At 34.7% G+C, this 16,014-nt stretch carries 20 protein-coding genes and 2 tRNA genes; 10 read left to right on the top strand and 12 right to left on the bottom strand.

Annotated elements, in window-relative coordinates:
* Positions 1–53: 53 nt before the first annotated feature.
* On the top strand, positions 54–1,073 hold the full coding sequence (locus BLS98_RS16320) for an NAD-dependent epimerase/dehydratase family protein (RefSeq protein ID WP_089737581.1): 1,020 nt from the start codon (positions 54–56) through the stop codon (positions 1,071–1,073).
* A gap of 2 nt (positions 1,074–1,075) precedes the next feature.
* Here BLS98_RS16320 and BLS98_RS16315 read toward each other — a convergent pair whose 3' ends face one another.
* The 3 genes from BLS98_RS16315 to BLS98_RS16305 form a co-directional block, all read right to left on the bottom strand.
* On the bottom strand, positions 1,076–1,690 hold the full coding sequence (locus BLS98_RS16315) for a hypothetical protein (RefSeq protein ID WP_089737580.1): 615 nt from the start codon (positions 1,688–1,690) through the stop codon (positions 1,076–1,078).
* A 275-nt stretch (positions 1,691–1,965) separates the two neighbouring features.
* On the bottom strand, positions 1,966–2,343 hold the full coding sequence (locus BLS98_RS16310; protein ID WP_089737579.1) for a VOC family protein: 378 nt from the start codon (positions 2,341–2,343) through the stop codon (positions 1,966–1,968).
* A gap of 3 nt (positions 2,344–2,346) precedes the next feature.
* On the bottom strand, positions 2,347–3,015 hold the full coding sequence (locus BLS98_RS16305; RefSeq protein ID WP_089737578.1) for a hypothetical protein: 669 nt from the start codon (positions 3,013–3,015) through the stop codon (positions 2,347–2,349).
* Positions 3,016–3,185: 170 nt separating this feature from the next.
* On the opposite strand from BLS98_RS16305, the gene BLS98_RS16300 reads away from it, so the two are divergent.
* Entirely contained in the window at positions 3,186–3,749 is a 564-nt protein-coding gene (locus BLS98_RS16300; protein WP_089737577.1) for a TetR/AcrR family transcriptional regulator, read from the top strand.
* A 39-nt stretch (positions 3,750–3,788) separates the two neighbouring features.
* Positions 3,789–5,189: an MFS transporter gene (locus BLS98_RS16295; RefSeq protein ID WP_089737576.1), complete on the top strand. Its 1,401-nt coding sequence runs from the start codon at positions 3,789–3,791 to the stop codon at positions 5,187–5,189.
* 49 nt (positions 5,190–5,238) lie between these two features.
* On the opposite strand, the gene BLS98_RS16290 is transcribed toward BLS98_RS16295, so the two are convergent.
* The 9 genes from BLS98_RS16290 to BLS98_RS16250 all read right to left on the bottom strand — a co-directional run bounded on the left by BLS98_RS16290 (position 5,239) and on the right by BLS98_RS16250 (position 11,513).
* Positions 5,239–5,970 (bottom strand): class I SAM-dependent methyltransferase, encoded by a 732-nt coding sequence (locus tag BLS98_RS16290; RefSeq protein ID WP_089737575.1) that lies wholly within the window; start codon positions 5,968–5,970, stop codon positions 5,239–5,241.
* Between the two features lie 157 nt (positions 5,971–6,127).
* Positions 6,128–6,328: a YqaE/Pmp3 family membrane protein gene (locus BLS98_RS16285; protein WP_181575115.1), complete on the bottom strand. Its 201-nt coding sequence runs from the start codon at positions 6,326–6,328 to the stop codon at positions 6,128–6,130.
* 78 nt (positions 6,329–6,406) lie between these two features.
* A complete protein-coding gene (locus BLS98_RS16280) occupies positions 6,407–7,102 on the bottom strand; it encodes a M949_RS01915 family surface polysaccharide biosynthesis protein (protein WP_089737573.1) in 696 nt (231 codons plus the stop codon).
* A 20-nt stretch (positions 7,103–7,122) separates the two neighbouring features.
* Positions 7,123–7,195, bottom strand: a tRNA-Lys gene (locus tag BLS98_RS16275).
* 4 nt (positions 7,196–7,199) lie between these two features.
* Positions 7,200–7,274: transfer RNA gene (locus BLS98_RS16270), tRNA-Lys, on the bottom strand.
* A 14-nt stretch (positions 7,275–7,288) separates the two neighbouring features.
* Positions 7,289–8,599, bottom strand: a complete 1,311-nt coding sequence (locus BLS98_RS16265) for a hypothetical protein (RefSeq protein ID WP_089737572.1) — start codon at positions 8,597–8,599, stop codon at positions 7,289–7,291.
* 35 nt (positions 8,600–8,634) lie between these two features.
* A complete protein-coding gene (locus BLS98_RS16260; RefSeq protein WP_089737571.1) occupies positions 8,635–9,048 on the bottom strand; it encodes a hypothetical protein in 414 nt (137 codons plus the stop codon).
* Positions 9,049–9,062: 14 nt separating this feature from the next.
* The gene (locus BLS98_RS16255) at positions 9,063–9,470 is read right to left on the bottom strand and encodes a tetratricopeptide repeat protein (protein ID WP_089737570.1); all 408 of its coding nucleotides are present in this window, start codon (positions 9,468–9,470) and stop codon (positions 9,063–9,065) included.
* 24 nt (positions 9,471–9,494) lie between these two features.
* The gene (locus BLS98_RS16250; protein ID WP_089737569.1) at positions 9,495–11,513 is read right to left on the bottom strand and encodes a M3 family metallopeptidase; all 2,019 of its coding nucleotides are present in this window, start codon (positions 11,511–11,513) and stop codon (positions 9,495–9,497) included.
* Positions 11,514–11,725: 212 nt separating this feature from the next.
* Between BLS98_RS16250 and BLS98_RS16245 the strand changes: the two genes are divergently transcribed.
* The 7 genes from BLS98_RS16245 (at position 11,726) to rimM (ending at position 15,971) form a co-directional block, all read left to right on the top strand.
* Positions 11,726–12,250 (top strand): SRPBCC family protein, encoded by a 525-nt coding sequence (locus tag BLS98_RS16245; protein WP_089737568.1) that lies wholly within the window; start codon positions 11,726–11,728, stop codon positions 12,248–12,250.
* 153 nt (positions 12,251–12,403) lie between these two features.
* On the top strand, positions 12,404–12,853 hold the full coding sequence (locus BLS98_RS16240) for a hypothetical protein (RefSeq protein WP_089737567.1): 450 nt from the start codon (positions 12,404–12,406) through the stop codon (positions 12,851–12,853).
* Between the two features lie 119 nt (positions 12,854–12,972).
* Positions 12,973–13,608, top strand: a complete 636-nt coding sequence (locus BLS98_RS16235; RefSeq protein ID WP_089737566.1) for a DoxX family membrane protein — start codon at positions 12,973–12,975, stop codon at positions 13,606–13,608.
* A gap of 46 nt (positions 13,609–13,654) precedes the next feature.
* The gene (locus BLS98_RS16230) at positions 13,655–14,164 is read left to right on the top strand and encodes a nitroreductase family protein (RefSeq protein ID WP_089737565.1); all 510 of its coding nucleotides are present in this window, start codon (positions 13,655–13,657) and stop codon (positions 14,162–14,164) included.
* A 4-nt stretch (positions 14,165–14,168) separates the two neighbouring features.
* Entirely contained in the window at positions 14,169–14,753 is a 585-nt protein-coding gene (locus tag BLS98_RS16225) for a hypothetical protein (RefSeq protein ID WP_089737564.1), read from the top strand.
* A 106-nt stretch (positions 14,754–14,859) separates the two neighbouring features.
* The gene (locus BLS98_RS16220; RefSeq protein WP_089737563.1) at positions 14,860–15,414 is read left to right on the top strand and encodes a 30S ribosomal protein S16; all 555 of its coding nucleotides are present in this window, start codon (positions 14,860–14,862) and stop codon (positions 15,412–15,414) included.
* Between the two features lie 14 nt (positions 15,415–15,428).
* Positions 15,429–15,971: a ribosome maturation factor RimM gene (gene rimM / locus BLS98_RS16215; protein ID WP_089737562.1), complete on the top strand. Its 543-nt coding sequence runs from the start codon at positions 15,429–15,431 to the stop codon at positions 15,969–15,971.
* Positions 15,972–16,014: the final 43 nt, after the last annotated feature.

Raw genomic sequence — 16,014 nt, 5'->3', positions numbered from 1 at the left:
TCAAGCAGATCCAAAACTAAGAGGTTGAACTTTGCTGTATTAAAATCAATACAATGACAAAGAATAATCTAAGCCTTGTTTCAGGAGCTAATGGACATTTGGGAAATAATTTAGTCAGATTTTTACTCAAACAAGGAATTCCTGTACGGGCAACGGTAAGGAATATCCATAATACAAAACCTTTTGAAGGATTGAACTGTGAGCTGATGCAAGCCGATATCACAGATAAAGCTTCTTTTATAAAGGCTCTTCAGGGAGTGGAAACTTTTTATGCTGTAGGAGCTTCCTTTAAATTATGGGCAAAAGATCCGAAGAAAGAAATCTACGATGTCAATATCAAAGGAACCCGTAATACTATTGAAGCAGCAGCAGAGGCTGGCGTGAAAAGAATAATCTATGTAAGTTCTATCGCAGCTCTGGATTATACTCAATTACCTACAAAGGAAAGCAACGGTTATAATCCTGATCGAAGGGATATGTACTATAATTCCAAAAATGATGGGGAAAAATTGGCTTTTGAACTGGCTTCAAAACTTGGAGTAGAACTTGTTTCTGTGATGCCTTCAGCCATGATTGGGAGTGAAGCTTTTTTACCTTTGAATGTTTCCTACGGCGTATTGAAGCTTATTCTGAGCAAACAAATTCCTGTAGACACAAAAATTACCCTGAATTGGATAGATGTGAAAGATGTTGCGGAAGGATGTTATCTGGCAGCTCAAAAAGGACGGCCCGGTGAGCGTTATATTTTGGCAAATGAAAAATGTATGACAATCACTGATACAACAATTTTGGCGAATACATTATATCCGGATTTAAAACTGAAAGTTCCAAGTTCTGTCCCCAAAGGAATTCTTTACACCATTGCTGCCTTGATGGAATTTACTGTAAAATTGAGCAGAAAAGCTCCAGTACTCACAAGAAAAGATATCTCCATGTTTTCCGGATTACAACAGGATTTTGATATTTCCAAAGCAAGAAACGAATTAGGCTTTGCTCCTAGAAGCCCTGAACAGGCTGTAAAAGAAGCTCTTGGTTATTTACTGACTCATCCTGAACTTTTGAAAGAAGTTTAGCATTACAACTGGATAATAGAACCTTTATAAAATTTAGTTAGGTCATACAAATCGTTGAAATATTTTTGAAGGTCTGTATTGCTTTTATCATCAAGACTTTGAAGTTTAGAATGATTTTCAGCTAATTCATATAATAACTTATTATCCGGTTTCAGATAATCCGAAAGAATATTTTCTTTTCCCTGTTCTCTGCTGAGAATTTCAGTAAGGAATATTCCATAGATCAGAAATTGATTAAAATTTTGTGCATTAACAATATAATTAAGGTTTTCCTGAGAAAGTTTTTCATATTCAGAAAGTACCTTTAAGAAAGTTTCAGTATGTATGGGCGATTGAATTTCGTAGAAAAGGTCAATGCCATTAATAAACAGTTGAGTTTTTATTTCTTCATGATCGGAAGGATAAGCTTTGTTGAACCATAAAAATATATTTAAAAGCTCTTCTCGGGTAAGTTCTTCCACTGAATCTTTTACTTTATCCTTGATGATTTCAAGACTGATTTTTCCATCAGGCTGAAGAAACTTTTGAAAATTCTCTTCCTCACGACAAAGCTTATTGTACAAATTGATTTTGGCAATATTTGGGTTGGTTTTGATGAAATAAAGTTCTTCTGTCATAACGAATTACCAAATATTTTTATAGAAATGGTAATTAAAGATACAAAATATGCCGAAACATAAGTTAAAAAATAATATGCGATGAATGGGAGTGAGTAGGTTGTAAACGAAGAGTATAAAGATTTTTTAAGTTTGAAAGCTCGAAGGAAGTTTTGAACCACATTAGAAACATAGAGTTTTGATGCTTACATAAGATCTCAAAAACTTTTGTTTAAGCAAAAAATGGTAAAGAAACAGATATGTGGTTTTTTTATTCTCTTATTGTACTCAAAATCTTAAATAGTTTGATGCAGCGCAATCCTGTTGCCTTCAGAATCTTCAAACTCAGCTACCGCAAAACCATATTTTTCGTCCGTTCTTTTTGGATAAAGAATTTTTCCTTCGTGCTGAAGAACCTTTTCCAGAGTAGCATCAATATTTTCAGTTTTAAAATAGATAATAACCCCATTTTTCGTAGGTTGATAAACATCACCTTTGGCGAGAGCTCCAGTAATACCGCTGTTTTTTTCTTCAAAAGGGAAGAGCGCCATTTCATAATGATCAATAATTTCTTTCTCAAAGCTGAAATTAAATACTGCAGAATAGAAGTCTTCAGCACGTTCAAGATCATGTACGGGAATTTCAAAATAGACGACAGGATTGGATGAATTCATTATTTATCTTTTAAATGATGGAAGTTCTTTTATTTCTTTTTTGAAAATGATAGTGGCAGCGATTGATCTGATGAGAGATCTGGCAATAGAAAGCGGATGCTCAGGGAATTCATGATCGTACTTTTCCAGTTCAGACTTATTCATTAAAGTGCCTTGTTTAAAATCAGGGTCATAAGGATCTTCAAACCAGTTTTTCATATTTTCTTCATCAATTTCTACCTCTCCAGCTTTGTGTAAACGGTCAAGGATAAGTGCATCTCTCATTCCAGTAATTCCAATTTCATCAGCCTGAATTTTTATTACATAGCTGCAGTTTTCAAAAGGAATGGTAATGGACGCAATATAGGCCATCCCGGTTTCTTCCTGAGGAATCTTAATAATGGTTTTCACACAAGGGATATTGTGAATATGAACAATATCTGTTTCAATAGTTCCACCATTAGAAGCCGCTGCGATATTCCGGTAGAACTTTTTCAGATAATCTAAATCCTGTGCGGTGGGAATATCTGGCTCTTTATCAAAAAAATGGAGGACAATTAGAGCAGATTGTTGCGGATTTACCCATCTTATGGCTTCATTGTCTTCTGAAACTTTAGTCCATCCCTCATCGGGAATGATTACAGAATGAAGGTAGGCTTTAATTTTTTTCTTCTTCTTGAAAAGATTAAACATGGCTTGTCTTTTATAGCTTAAATATCGCGCTATTTTGCCAATAATAAAAAAAATTCAGGAAATAATTTTGATAAAATCATTAGGGTTTTAATGAACAGATAGAGACACTCTATGATAAAAAATAGATAGACTTCTCTATTTTTTATGTAGCTTTGTCAAAACTTTTTGGGATGAAAAAAGAAAAAGTACGAGATAGAATCATCAGAGTGGCTTCAGAATTATTTTACAAGCAAGGATATAATTCTACAGGGATCAATCAGATTATTGCTGAAGCTGATATTGCGATTGGTTCGTTGTATAATCATTTTGCATCCAAAAATGATCTCCTTCAGGCTTATTTAATCAAGGAAGAACAGGATTGGTTTGAAGGTCTTGAAAAAAGTATGGCTCTTATTTCAGATCCTAAAGAAAAGATATCAGCAATTATTGATTACCGTAAAAAACTGCAACAGTCATCAAAGTTTGCAGGATGCCATTTCATTAAAATAGTTTCTGAAATTGGGGATGGAAATGCAGCCGTTTCCACTTTTGCAAAAAATCATAAAGAAAAACAGAAGGTTATTATCCAAGACATTGTGCAGGAGTATAATGAGCTTCATCAGCTGCCAGACTCCGATTTAATTGCTGAAAATATATTTTTATTAATAGAAGGTGCTGTTGTAACTTCCACCATCACTAAAAAAAATGATTCTTTTAACAAGATCAAAAAAATGATTATGGGTTTATTACTCTAATTTTTTCATGTATTAAAAAATAGATATATCTATATAAAAATGAAACATAACTATCTGAAATTATTGGTAATACTATTTGGTCAATTACTGACCATTATGGATATTTTTATTATCAATGTATCCATACCATCCATACAGCGTGATATTGATGCTTCTAACGGAGAAATGCAGCTGATGATAGCTGCTTATCTTATCGGATTTGCTTCTTTTCTCATTACAGGCGGACGTTTGGGAGATGTATACGGAAGAAAAAGGATTTTCATTATCGGATTGGTCTTTTTTATGATAAGTTCCATTACCTGTGGAATTTCACAGGGAGCTGTTCAGTTGATGATTTCAAGGTTGGCTCAGGGAATAAGTGCAGCGTTAATGGCACCACAGGTTCTTTCCATGATCCAGATTTTATTTCCTATCCACGAACAGCGTACAAAAGCAATGGGCTGGTATGGAATCACCATTGGGATTGGGACAATACTGGGACAGTTTCTGGGCGGATATTTTTCATCACTCACGGTTTTGGAAGAACCTTGGCGGCTTATTTTCCTAATTAATATACCAATTTGTCTGATCGCTATTTTTTTTAGCGTGAAAATAGTAGAAGAATCCAGATTCAGTATAAAACAATCCTTTGATAATTGGGGTGTTGTTCTTTTATCGATGGGACTTTTCGGTATGACATACACGCTTACCGTTTCTGAAAAGGAAGTCTTTTTTGTTAAGAACATACTGCTCATGATTACTTCTGTAGGAGTTTTAATCTTTTTTATCAAAAATCAGAAAGATAAATTGAGAAATAAAAAACCTTATTTGATTGATTTTGAGTTATTCCATTACAAAAATTTTAATCTTGGAATTGTGGCTGTTGCTTTCTTCTTCATTATGCTGGATTCTTATTTCTACATTCTCTCTTTATTTTTTCAGGATGGATTAATGATAGGTCCGCTGAGAGCCGGAGAAGTGATCGTTTTTCAAGGGTTAGGATTTATTCTGGCTTCAGTTTTCTCGGTAAAACTGATCCTGAGATATGGGAAAAAAGCCCTGATAGCAGGACTTGGGTTTATCATGTTGATTTTGATTCTTCAGATTAGTTTTTTCAATGGCCCCACCGAATTTTACCAATTATGCCTGTTACTATTTTTGCATGGAGTGGGAGTAGGCTCTGTGATTCCTTCATTAGCAAATATTGCTCTTTCAGGAATGCCTGAAAAATTAATAGGAAATGCCTCCGGGGTTTATAATACCTTTCAGCAGATTGCAGCCATCATCGGAATTGTAGCTGTAGGAAGTGTTTTTTATTATTTTCTGGGTGAAAAACCTTTAATACAGAATTATCATAAAGCTTTTACAGTGGCAATACTGATTAATATTTTATGTTTGGTTATAGTCCTTGTTACTGTTATTAAAGTACCTGATGATGTTCTTCCCCAAAACATACAATAGTTTATACACGATATGAGTCAGTTGTTGAATATTTAATCTTTCAGGCAGATTATTTTTCAACAGAAATTAATAACATCATAGGTCTGCGAAGTTCATCCCTCATTTCAGGAATTTCTTTCAGCATTTCTGAACTTGGCTCTGGTTCAATGATTTCCTTTATTTTGAATCCATGCTTTAATAAAGTGTTCAGATAGGAAGTTAAGGTTCTGTGGTACTTGATAACGTTTTCACCTAAAAAGGTTGTATTTCTTTTTCCTTCTATAAAATACTTGTCAACAGGCCAGCACGTTTTCTCTCCATCTTTATCGTAGACCCAGTCCTGAGTTCCTTCAGCAGTGAAAACAGGATGTTCTACAGAGAATACAAAATGTCCGCCTGCAGACAGCCATTGATAGATATTTTGAGCAATCTTATCGAATGATTCCACATAATGTAGTGTTAATGAACTTAAAATAATATCAAACTGTTCCGCAGGATAGTCAACATCTTCCAATGCTTTTCTTTCGTATACAATCCCCTCAAGATTGTTGATTTCCTGCGCTCGGACCAACATTTTTTCTGAAAGATCAATACCAACCACAGATTTCGCTCCATTTTCTATGGCATATCGGCAATGCCAGCCGAATCCACAGCCTAGGTCCAATACATTCTTTCCTTTAAAATCAGGAAGCATATTTTTTAAGGCATGCCATTCCCCAGCTCCTTCCAAACCCAATTGGGAACGGAGCATTTTCTCATACTGGTCAAAGAAAGATGGGTTATCATATTTGTTTTCTTTCATGATAGAGAAGGTTTAAGATTTTATATTGCTATTGATCGTAATGAATGATAAATTTACGACTATTAACCGGAAAAGTTTTAAAGCCCTGATTCAAACTTTTTCAAAAAAAAATCCTTTACCGAAATAAAGGATTGTATGTTATAGATGTAAAATGATTTTATTTTCTCCCTTCACGCACAGCACGAATTAAATCTTCGTTGCGTTTGTTAGCTCTTTCATTATTTAAAGACATCACAGCCCAAATCGCAGCAGGAAGCCAGCCAATTACAGTAATCTGTAAAATAAAACAGATAATTCCGGTAAGAACTTTTCCTCTAGCAATAAAAGATAAAAAGGGAAGGACAATAGCTAAAAACATGATGTAAATTTTTTAAAGGTTATTATGTCGTTTTATGATCAAATATATTGAAATTAATCAGATGAAAAAATGGGTAAATTATTCGCCCATATTTTTATTCCATAATTTTTCAGCATATTCTCTAAACTCTTTTGGCCCTTCTTTAAAGGCCTTGTCAAAGGTATAAGATCCTCCTTCAAATACGGGCTTACCGTGACTTTCCAGCCCTGTTCGTATTTTTGTTTCCCCACGCATGGCAAATTTCTGTTTTCCTTCATACATGATGACTTTTAAATCTGAAGGGCTTACATCGCCTTTACAGGCCATTTCATACATCACCCAAACTTCAGCAATCCCATTTTTATCAAGATCTGTTACACTTAAAGAGTTTTTCTTAAATGCGGCATCAATATCTACCATACAGTCTTTGATAAAGTCATTCACCTTCCATATCTGTTGGTTGTTTTCCAGGGAATAGCATTGGGCAAAAACTTCAGCATCACTGCCATCATTTTCATGGTGAAAGTTTTCATTGATGTAAACTCCGGTTTCGGAAGTAACCACTATATATTTTCCTGTCTTATCTTTCCATTGGAATCCGTCGTTAAAATTTCCTTTATATTTCAATGCTTTTGGAACCTGGGCAGAATCAATTCTTGTAGTGACCAAAGAATCTGTTTTCTCTACCTGATTAATTTCCGGAGCTTTTATTTCTGTTATTGAATCTTTCTTTTCGCTTTTACAGCTTAAAAAGAGTAGGAATGGAAGGGTATAAAGAAAGTCCGTTTTTTTCACAATTATTATATTTCTTGTTGGTCTGATAACAGGGCTCGAACCTGTGTCCTCCCGGGTGAAGAGCCGGGTACTCTGCCACTGAGCTATATCAGAAATCAGGATAGGTGCAGGGCTCGAACCTGCGTCAACCCGGTTAAAGAGCCGGATGTTCTACCACTGAACTAACCTATCCTAATATTTTGTTTTTCAGAGTTTTCCTGAAAAATATTTGTTTTGTCTTAAGACTTTAGCAAGAAAAGGATTGGAAACGGTTACTCCGTGTACGAGTTCCGGAGTAGGTTTAAACTCACTTACTCCATGAGTGCGGGGAGCAATCCATCCTGATTTTTCAGGATCAATGCCAGCATCTTTACAGGCATTAATGATCATTTCCTTGTTACAGAAGGCCTTTTCCTGAAAAACCTCCCATGGCAAAGGTACTAAATTCCAAACTTCTGTGTTAGGATCAATCTTTCCGCCGGTTGATAAATGCCATGCAATAACATCGGCTGCCATTAATCGCATCACCTTTCCGAAACAAATATCATCAAGAATAGAATCAAGACCTAAAGCATAAATCAGGTTCATCCAATTATCCCTGGCTTTATTCCAAGCTCCGGCTGTATTGTTCCAGGTAGTGGAATCATTACCTTTCTTAACGGCCATTGTTTTTCTGTAAATGTCGTTTTCATTCCAGAGCTCTTCAAGGTAATCTGAAATTTCTTCAAGGATCTTTGTCCATTTGCCTAAGAGTTTACCTTTTTGTTCATCATTGAGTTGATCTAAAACTTTAGCATCGGAATAAATATAAGAAATCGCTTCCCAATGGGCTTCGTTAGAATTTTTAACACATCTGTTGAACAGCATTTCACAAATTTCATCAAACGGTCTTTCCTGACTTTGATTGGTAAATGTACTTCTGAGGTTACTTCGTGCATTGAAATAAGCAATAAAGCATGCTGTATTCAGATCTTTGCTGAAATTTTCAAAACTGATGGTATGGGAAAGCCCGTGTTTGGCTATTTTCTGAAGCTCAATCTTCTTAGATTCATGAATGAATTTTTGAAGACGGATTTCAATTCGTTTTAAAAGTCTCCATTTCTTGTTGTAATTTCGTTTGGAAATGTCCAATCCAGCCAGTTTTCTAAGATCTTTATTCAGACGGTCACTTTTGAAATTATTCTCTCCGACTTCTTTATGAATTAATGGGGAAACTTCTTTCAAAAATGTTTCAATTCCTTCCACACTATGATATCCGGAATTTTCTTTTTCATTAATTTTAAAGATCTCAATAGCTTTTTTGATCTGCTTTTCTGCACCCACTGCTTTTCCAAAAGTTTCAAGCATTGAGGTATAGCCATAGACACTATTCTTCAAAGAACGGTTGGCCGCTTTACTCAAAGTTGCCAGTTCATGAATGGCTAAATGATTTCTCATCAACTCAACAATCATTTCCGCAACATCTTCGGGACGGCGGCGCTGATCTAAGGTTTGGTAAAGCTGTTCTATGGTATTCATTTTTTATCGTTTTGGAAATTACAGTTTTGCCCTGTTTATGGAATCAATTCCTTCATTGTTTTCTCTGTATTCATCAAGTCTCCCTGGGGAATCTGATGATTGAGATAAGTGAAAAGTAAATTGGTTACCCAGCTGTTTTCAATATCGTGAATATAATAAGAAGAAATCAATCCAAAATCGTCGGAAATGTAGGCTGGCAGTTCAGATGAACCTGTCGTTTTGAAGATGGAGATGAAAATTTCTTTGCGGATATGAGTAATAGCATCTTCAGTTTCTTCATCAATTGTTTTTTCTTCAAGAGCCTGATAAGCTTTCATCCATGCATCTGAAAACTCCGGAAGGTCTCTGTTATCCAGAATTTCATCAATCTTTTCCGAATCAATATGGTGAAAAGCAGCTTTTAATGATTCATTAAAAGCTGCTTCCAGTTTATTTATTTTGTCTTTCATTATTTAAAAAGCTCTTAACGGGATTGCGGTTCAAAATGCGCTTTAAAGGTAAGCGGATTCTCCATTTTTTCTTCAACATCTTCAAGATACTCTAAATATTCTGACTGATGTTTTTCCATATAAATCATAACAATAGTCAGGTTTACAAAAAGATTTTTATCCTCAGAGCCTAAGTTTAAAGCCATTTTTAAATAATCCAAAGCCTTCTCGTTTTCACCCATATCGGAATAAATTGCCCCGATATTGATTAAAGCAGAGGTGTTGTGAGGTTCAATAAGTAAAATCTCATCTAATTCTTTAACTAAAAGATCATTTAAAGTATCCCAATGATCCTCGTTCTCCCATCTTTTCGCTTGAAGTTTTTTGACATTTTCAAGTCTTTGTGATATGCTATTCATTTGTTTCTGAAGGTTTTCCTTCATATAATGCTTCTTATTAATTTTTTACTATCCAAAAGCTCTTTTCAATAAGCTTTCTACTTTCGGCTCGCTTCCTCTGAATGCTTTATAAAGCTCCATAGGGTCTTTTGTTCCACCCGAAGAAAGAAGTACTTTATATTTTGCAGCAATTTCCGGATTGAAGATTCCGTTTTCTTTAAAATACTGGAACGCATCAGCATCCAATACTTCTGCCCATTTGTAAGAGTAATATCCTGCAGAATATCCACCCTGGAAAATATGAGAGAAACTTGGGCTCATCGCTGTTTCAGGATTCGTAGGGTAAAGTGCAGTAGCTTTGGTGTATTGATCTTCAAATGCTTTTACACTTTCGTTTTCCAACTCTGCAACTTTTGTATGATAGTTCATATCAAGTAGTCCAAAACCTAATTGTCTTAAGGTCTGGTAACCTTCCATAAAGTTTTTAGACTGCTCAATTTTTTCAATTTTTTCGTCAGGAAGAACCTCTCCGGTTTTATAATGCTTTGCAAATGTTTTCAGGAATTCAGGCTCATAGCAGAAGTTTTCCAAAAACTGAGACGGAAGTTCTACAAAATCCCATTTCACAGAAGTTCCTGAAAGAGTAGGGTATTGAGTATCTGCCATCATTCCGTGAAGGGCATGCCCGAATTCGTGGAATAAAGTGGTTACTTCCTGGAATGTTAGTAAGCTAGGCGTATCTTTTGTTGGTTTGCTGAAGTTACAAACAATAGAAATATGTGGACGTGAATTTTCACCATTCTGTTTGTACTGGTTTTTGTAGCTCGTCATCCATGCTCCGGCTCTTTTCCCTTTTCTTGGGAAATAGTCAACGTACAGGAGAGACTTGTAATTTCCATTCTCTTTTACTTCATAAACCTTTACATCTTCATGGTATTTCGGGATGTCATTTCTTTCTTCAAATGTTAATCCGAATAATTTACCAGAAAGTCCGAAAACAGCATCCTGTACTTGGTTTAAAGGGAAATAAGGTTTTAGTTCTTCGTCATTAAGATCGAATTTCTGCTTACGAAGCTTTTCAGCATAAAAAGTGTGGTCATAGCTTTGCATGTCTTCAATTCCATCAGCTTTTGCCAGAGATTTCAATTCATCAACCTCTTTGTTAGCGTAGGGTTTTGCCTTTATTAGAAGTTCATTTAAAAAGTCAACAACCTTTGTTGGAGATTTTGCCATTCTTTCTTCTAACACGTAATCTGCATAATCTTTATATCCTAAAAGTTCTGCTTTCTGTTGTTTTAACTGAAGAAGTTCTTTGATGAGGTTTTGATTATCATATTCTCCACCATCAAAAGATTTTTTACCATTAGCTAATGCCAGTTCCTTTCTCAGTTCGCGGTTTTCAGCATACGTCATGAAAGGGATATAGCTTGGGTATTGTAAAGTCACTACCCAGCCTTCAAGATTTCTTTCTTTAGCTTCCTCTGCAAATTGCTCAACAATTGCTTCCGGAATTCCGGCTAATTGTTCTTTATCTGTAATATGTTTGAAATAGGCATTGGTAGAGGCCAGTACATTTTGTCCGAACTGAAGAGACTTTATAGAAAGATCCATGCTGATCTTCTTTAGTTTTTCTTTGTCTTCTTCATTCAATAGAGCACCACTTCTTACGAAACCTTTATAAGTTTCATTTAAAAGCATTTGCTGCTCTTCATTAAGGTTATATTTCTCCTTTTCATCATAAACCTTTTTGATTTTGTTGAAAAGTGCTTCGTTTTGAGAGATTTTGGAAGAATATTCCGTTAAAATCGGGGAAACCTCCTGAGCAATTTGTTGAATCTCATCACTGGTTTCTGCAGAATTTAAATTGAAAAAGATATTCGATACCACATCCAGCTGCTCACCGGAATAAGCTAATGCCTCAATCACATTTTCAAAAGTGGGCGCTTCAGGATTGTCAACAATAGCATTAATTTCTTCTTCAGATTGTTGAATTAATTCCTTGAAAGCAGGAAGAAAATCTTCATTTTTAATGTCACCGAACGGTGCTGAGTGATATGGTGTGTTAAATTTTTCTGTTAAAATATTCATTTTTCGATTTTTAGTTAAACGTAAATGTAAGGATTCATCGGGGAATCCCACCTGAAATGCTCAAAAATAATGCCTGAAAGCCAAGTTGTGACAAAAATGCATTATCTTTAAATAATCTTGTCCTATGCAAAGAGGGGATGATGTCAGAATATTTAATTTTGAAAACAGATGAGAGACTCATTTTGAAATAAATAACCTTAAATATATAGACTATGAAAACACTCTTAAAATTTATCGGCATCATCATTTTGCTGGTTATCGTATATGCTGTAATTGCTATGTTGGCTTTCAGTAAAGATTATCACTACGAAAAATCTGTTGTCATTAATGCCCCTAAAGAAAAGGTATGGCAATATGTAGGTTCTCTGAAAGGATACAATATGTGGGATCCTTTTTCAAAAGAAATAAAAAACATTAAGATTACGTATTCCGGAGAAGGAAATAAAATGGGGGATTCTTACCACTGGAAAGGAGATGATAGTGAAGGAGAACAATCTATTATAGAAACAGTACCTAATGAAAAACTGGGAACTCAGCTTCATTTTATAAAACCTTTTGAAGGAAATGCTAAAAGTGCTCTGGTATTAACTCCAGATGGAAACGGTACCAAAGTGACCTGGATGATTGATAATGAATTGAATACTATGATGAAGATTATGAAGCCTATGATGGACAGCAATATGGATAAAATGTTCGGGCAGGGACTGAATAACCTGAAGAAATTATCAGAAAAATAAAATGAAAAGCCTTGTAGAAAATTTTACAAGGCTTTTTTATAACTGATGACCACAATCACTAATTAGAAATTTTGTTGATGGTAAGTTTTTTGTAAAGTATTTAAAGTGTAAATATTATTCTAAAATATTATCTTTATATAAAGAAACGATTGTATGGAGAAGACTGTATTTGAAAAAAGTAATATCAGAGACTTTGTAAAAAATACCCTTACAGAAAAAATTGAGAAACTTAAAAACTTCATCGAATTTACTCTGGAGGCCAGCCGTGACATTAAGAAAACCCCCAAATATGATAGTATGCGGGAAGAAATGCAGGAGGAAATTTATCAGATGCAGAGACAGCTTGCTGCTTTGAATGATCTCAAACGAAACATGGGGAAAGTTCTGAATACTTCTACAGATAGGATTCAGTTGGGCTCTTTGGTGATTACCAATAAAGCCCGTTTTTATATTTCAGTGTCATTAGGCGAATTTTTCTTTGAAGGAGACCGTTTCTATGCGATTTCTTCTGAAAGTCCTATGGCCAAAAAAATGATGGGAATGAAAGCAGGAGATGAGTTTACATTGAACAAAATTCATCAGAAAATAGTGGAAGTGCTGTAATGTGAACAGTAAATTTTTGCTTCGCAAGTGAATCATCTACGGACTTAATCAATACAGCTTCAAATTTATTTGAAGTTTTTGTTTTTATTTTAATACTTTGGATGTCAAAATAGACAACCATGAAATTTGACCGCTTAAGAACCAATAGATTCAATCATTGGATGATTATACACCTGCGCTATCTTTTGGGATTTGCTTTTTTTCCATCCGGATTAGTGAAACTATTGGGAGAGAGATTCACAAGTATTTCAACAGATCATCCGATCGGATACTTTTTTGAAGCTTTATATCAGTCTGGATTTTATTGGAATTTCTTAGGTCTTGCTCAAATTACAGCTGGAATTTTATTGATGACACAGCGGTTTGCAACCCTTGGATCATTATTGTTTCTGACCATATTGACTAATATATGGATCATCACCATGAGTCTTTCTTTTGTAGGGACCTGGATGATAACTTCTTTAATGATGATTGCTGTGCTGATATTGATAATATGGGATCAACATAAATTTCTTCCGGTTTTTAATTATAATAAAGCAAGCACGGTAAAGGAGTATCCTGATCCCGGTTACAACTGGATCATTGCAGGAGTGATATACGCTATAAGCTTTATTGTTCTGTATATGCTGAACCCTATGAAAGGAGGAGGAGATGAGAAATGGTTGGTAGGATTATTTGTTTTAATCATTCTTGTAACCTTTGTTGTAAGTAATTATAAAGCATATAAAAATCATAAATTAGCTGTAAATACTTAATGTTTTAAATACAACAGATTGAAATTCATGTTGTAAATTTGCAGGTATGAATAAAGCAGAAGTTTTAAAAGAAATCATAGAGCAAAGAAGAAGTATTTTCCCGAAAGATTATACTGATGCAGAAATTTCTCAGGAAGTTATTGATGAAATTTTACATTCAGCGACTTTGGCTCCCAATCATAAACGTACCAAGCCTTGGCGTTTCAAGATATTTAAAGGAGAAGAAAAAGCGAAACTGGCTTCAGAAATGCAGGCTATTTATAAAGCAAGTCAGCCTGAACAATTATTCCTTGAAAAGAAATATAATGACATAGGTTTTAAAATTAATAAAGCCAATGTAGTAGTATCCATTATTGTGAATTTCAGTGGTATGGTTCCGGAGTGGGAAGAAATTGCCGCAACTTCAATGGCTGTACAAAATATGTATCTAAGCTGTACAGCAAATAATATTGGCTGCTACTGGAGTTCTCCTAGAATTGTTGATGATTTGAAAGAGTCTTTGACGATAGAGGAGAACCAGAAATGTCTTGGGCTTTTCTATATGGGAGCTGTATAATAATATGAAGAATTTTTACAGTAATTATAATGAAGAAGATTTGCTTGTGGCTTATCTTTATATGGTTGATCATACAGGCAAAATTAATGATGAAATGTATGAAGTAATCTGTAAGAAGTTCAATTATGATGAATTTGTACAGAAAGCCGAATACAGAAAAATTTTAATTAAAGAAAAAGGAAGGATCTCATTTGACGTTCACAATAGCGTTCAGAAAGGAGATAAAATAGACCTTATTCTTAAAAATATTTCTTCTGAAGTTATAGAGAGTGATGACCTGAAGATTTTTATTGTTGAAGAATTTGAAAAATTTGTCAAGGTAAAAGAAAACGATAAAATAGATAAAGACGTAATTTATAAAAGTCTTTTGGGAATTGTTGTAGGAACTATGGCTGGATTCCTTTTTCTAAAAACAGTAATTGCGTTTACACACTCATTTTCATTTTTTTTACTGGGACCTGTTTACATCATAAATTATTTTGTGATTTATGGTTTTACAAGAAAAACAAGAGATAATCTTATTGTGTTTCTAGCTGTTTTTATTTCCGTTATTATTTCTACCATTTTAACTTTTATTCAGATCATATAACAAAAAATAAATTATTTCATTTTTCAATCATCTATTTGGAAAATTTATCCTATCTTTGCACTCTTAAATATTTAACTGGGACGAGTTCCCGTAAAATTCAAACATTATGTCAGTAAAAATCAGATTACAAAGACACGGTAAAAAAGGAAAACCTTTTTTCCACATCGTGGTTGCAGATTCTAGAGCTAGAAGAGATGGTAGATTCATCGAGAAACTAGGAACTTACAACCCAATTACTAACCCAGCAACTATCGAGTTGAACGTTGATTCTGCTGTACAGTGGTTAAACAACGGTGCTCAGCCTACTGATACTGCTAGAGCTATTTTATCTTACAAAGGTGCTCTTTACAAAAAACACTTACAAGGTGGAGTTGCTAAAGGTGCTTTTGATGAAGCTGAAGCTGAAAAAAGATTTAGCGCTTGGGTAGATGCTAAAGAATCTAAAGTACAAGGTAAAGTTGAAGGTTTAGCTACTGCTAAAGCTGATGCTAAGAAAGCTGCTTTAGACGCTGAAGTAAAAGTAAACGAAGCTAGAGTTGCTGCTGCTGCACAAGCTGATGCTGATGCTAAAGCTGCTGAAGAAGCTGCTAACGCACCTGCTGAAGAAGTTGCTACAGAAGGAGAAGCTGCTGCTGAAACTGAAGAAAACACTGAAGCTTAAGAACATTTCCGGTTATGCGTAAAGAAGATTGCTATTTGTTGGGGAAAATCACACGCAGACACGGACTTGCGGGTAACGTTATTCTTAAATTGGATACCGACCAACCCGAGCTTTACAATAAATTGGAATCAATATTCGTTGAAATCAACGGATTATTGGTTCCATTTTTTATTGAAAAATCATCATGGAGCAAATTAGATGCTCTGAACCTTGCCTTCAAAAACTCTTCTGAAGCAATGGTAGACCAGGCTTTAGGTAAAAGTGTTTACCTTCCGCTGGCTTCTCTTCCAAAACTTACAGGTAAACAATTCTATTACCACGAAATCATTGGATTTGAAATTTTTGATGAAAATGATAACAACTGTGGAGTGATCAGATCTGTAAACGATCAGACGGCACAAGTGTATTTCATCACCAATTTAGATGGAAAAGAAGTAGTTATTCCTATGATTAAAGACTGGATTCTTGAAGTTGACAAAGATGAAAGAACAATCAAAATGCAACTTCCTGAAGGTCTTATTGACGTTTTTCTGGTTCCATCTAAAAAAGACGAATAATTTCCGTCTTATTTTTCTGTTATTATCCCAAAGAATAAACTAT

This window comes from Chryseobacterium jejuense (assembly GCF_900100075.1).
GTDB lineage: Bacteria > Bacteroidota > Bacteroidia > Flavobacteriales > Weeksellaceae > Chryseobacterium > Chryseobacterium jejuense.
The sequence above is the reverse complement of the archived record's forward strand: the minus strand, read 5'-3'. Positions and strand labels throughout refer to the sequence as shown.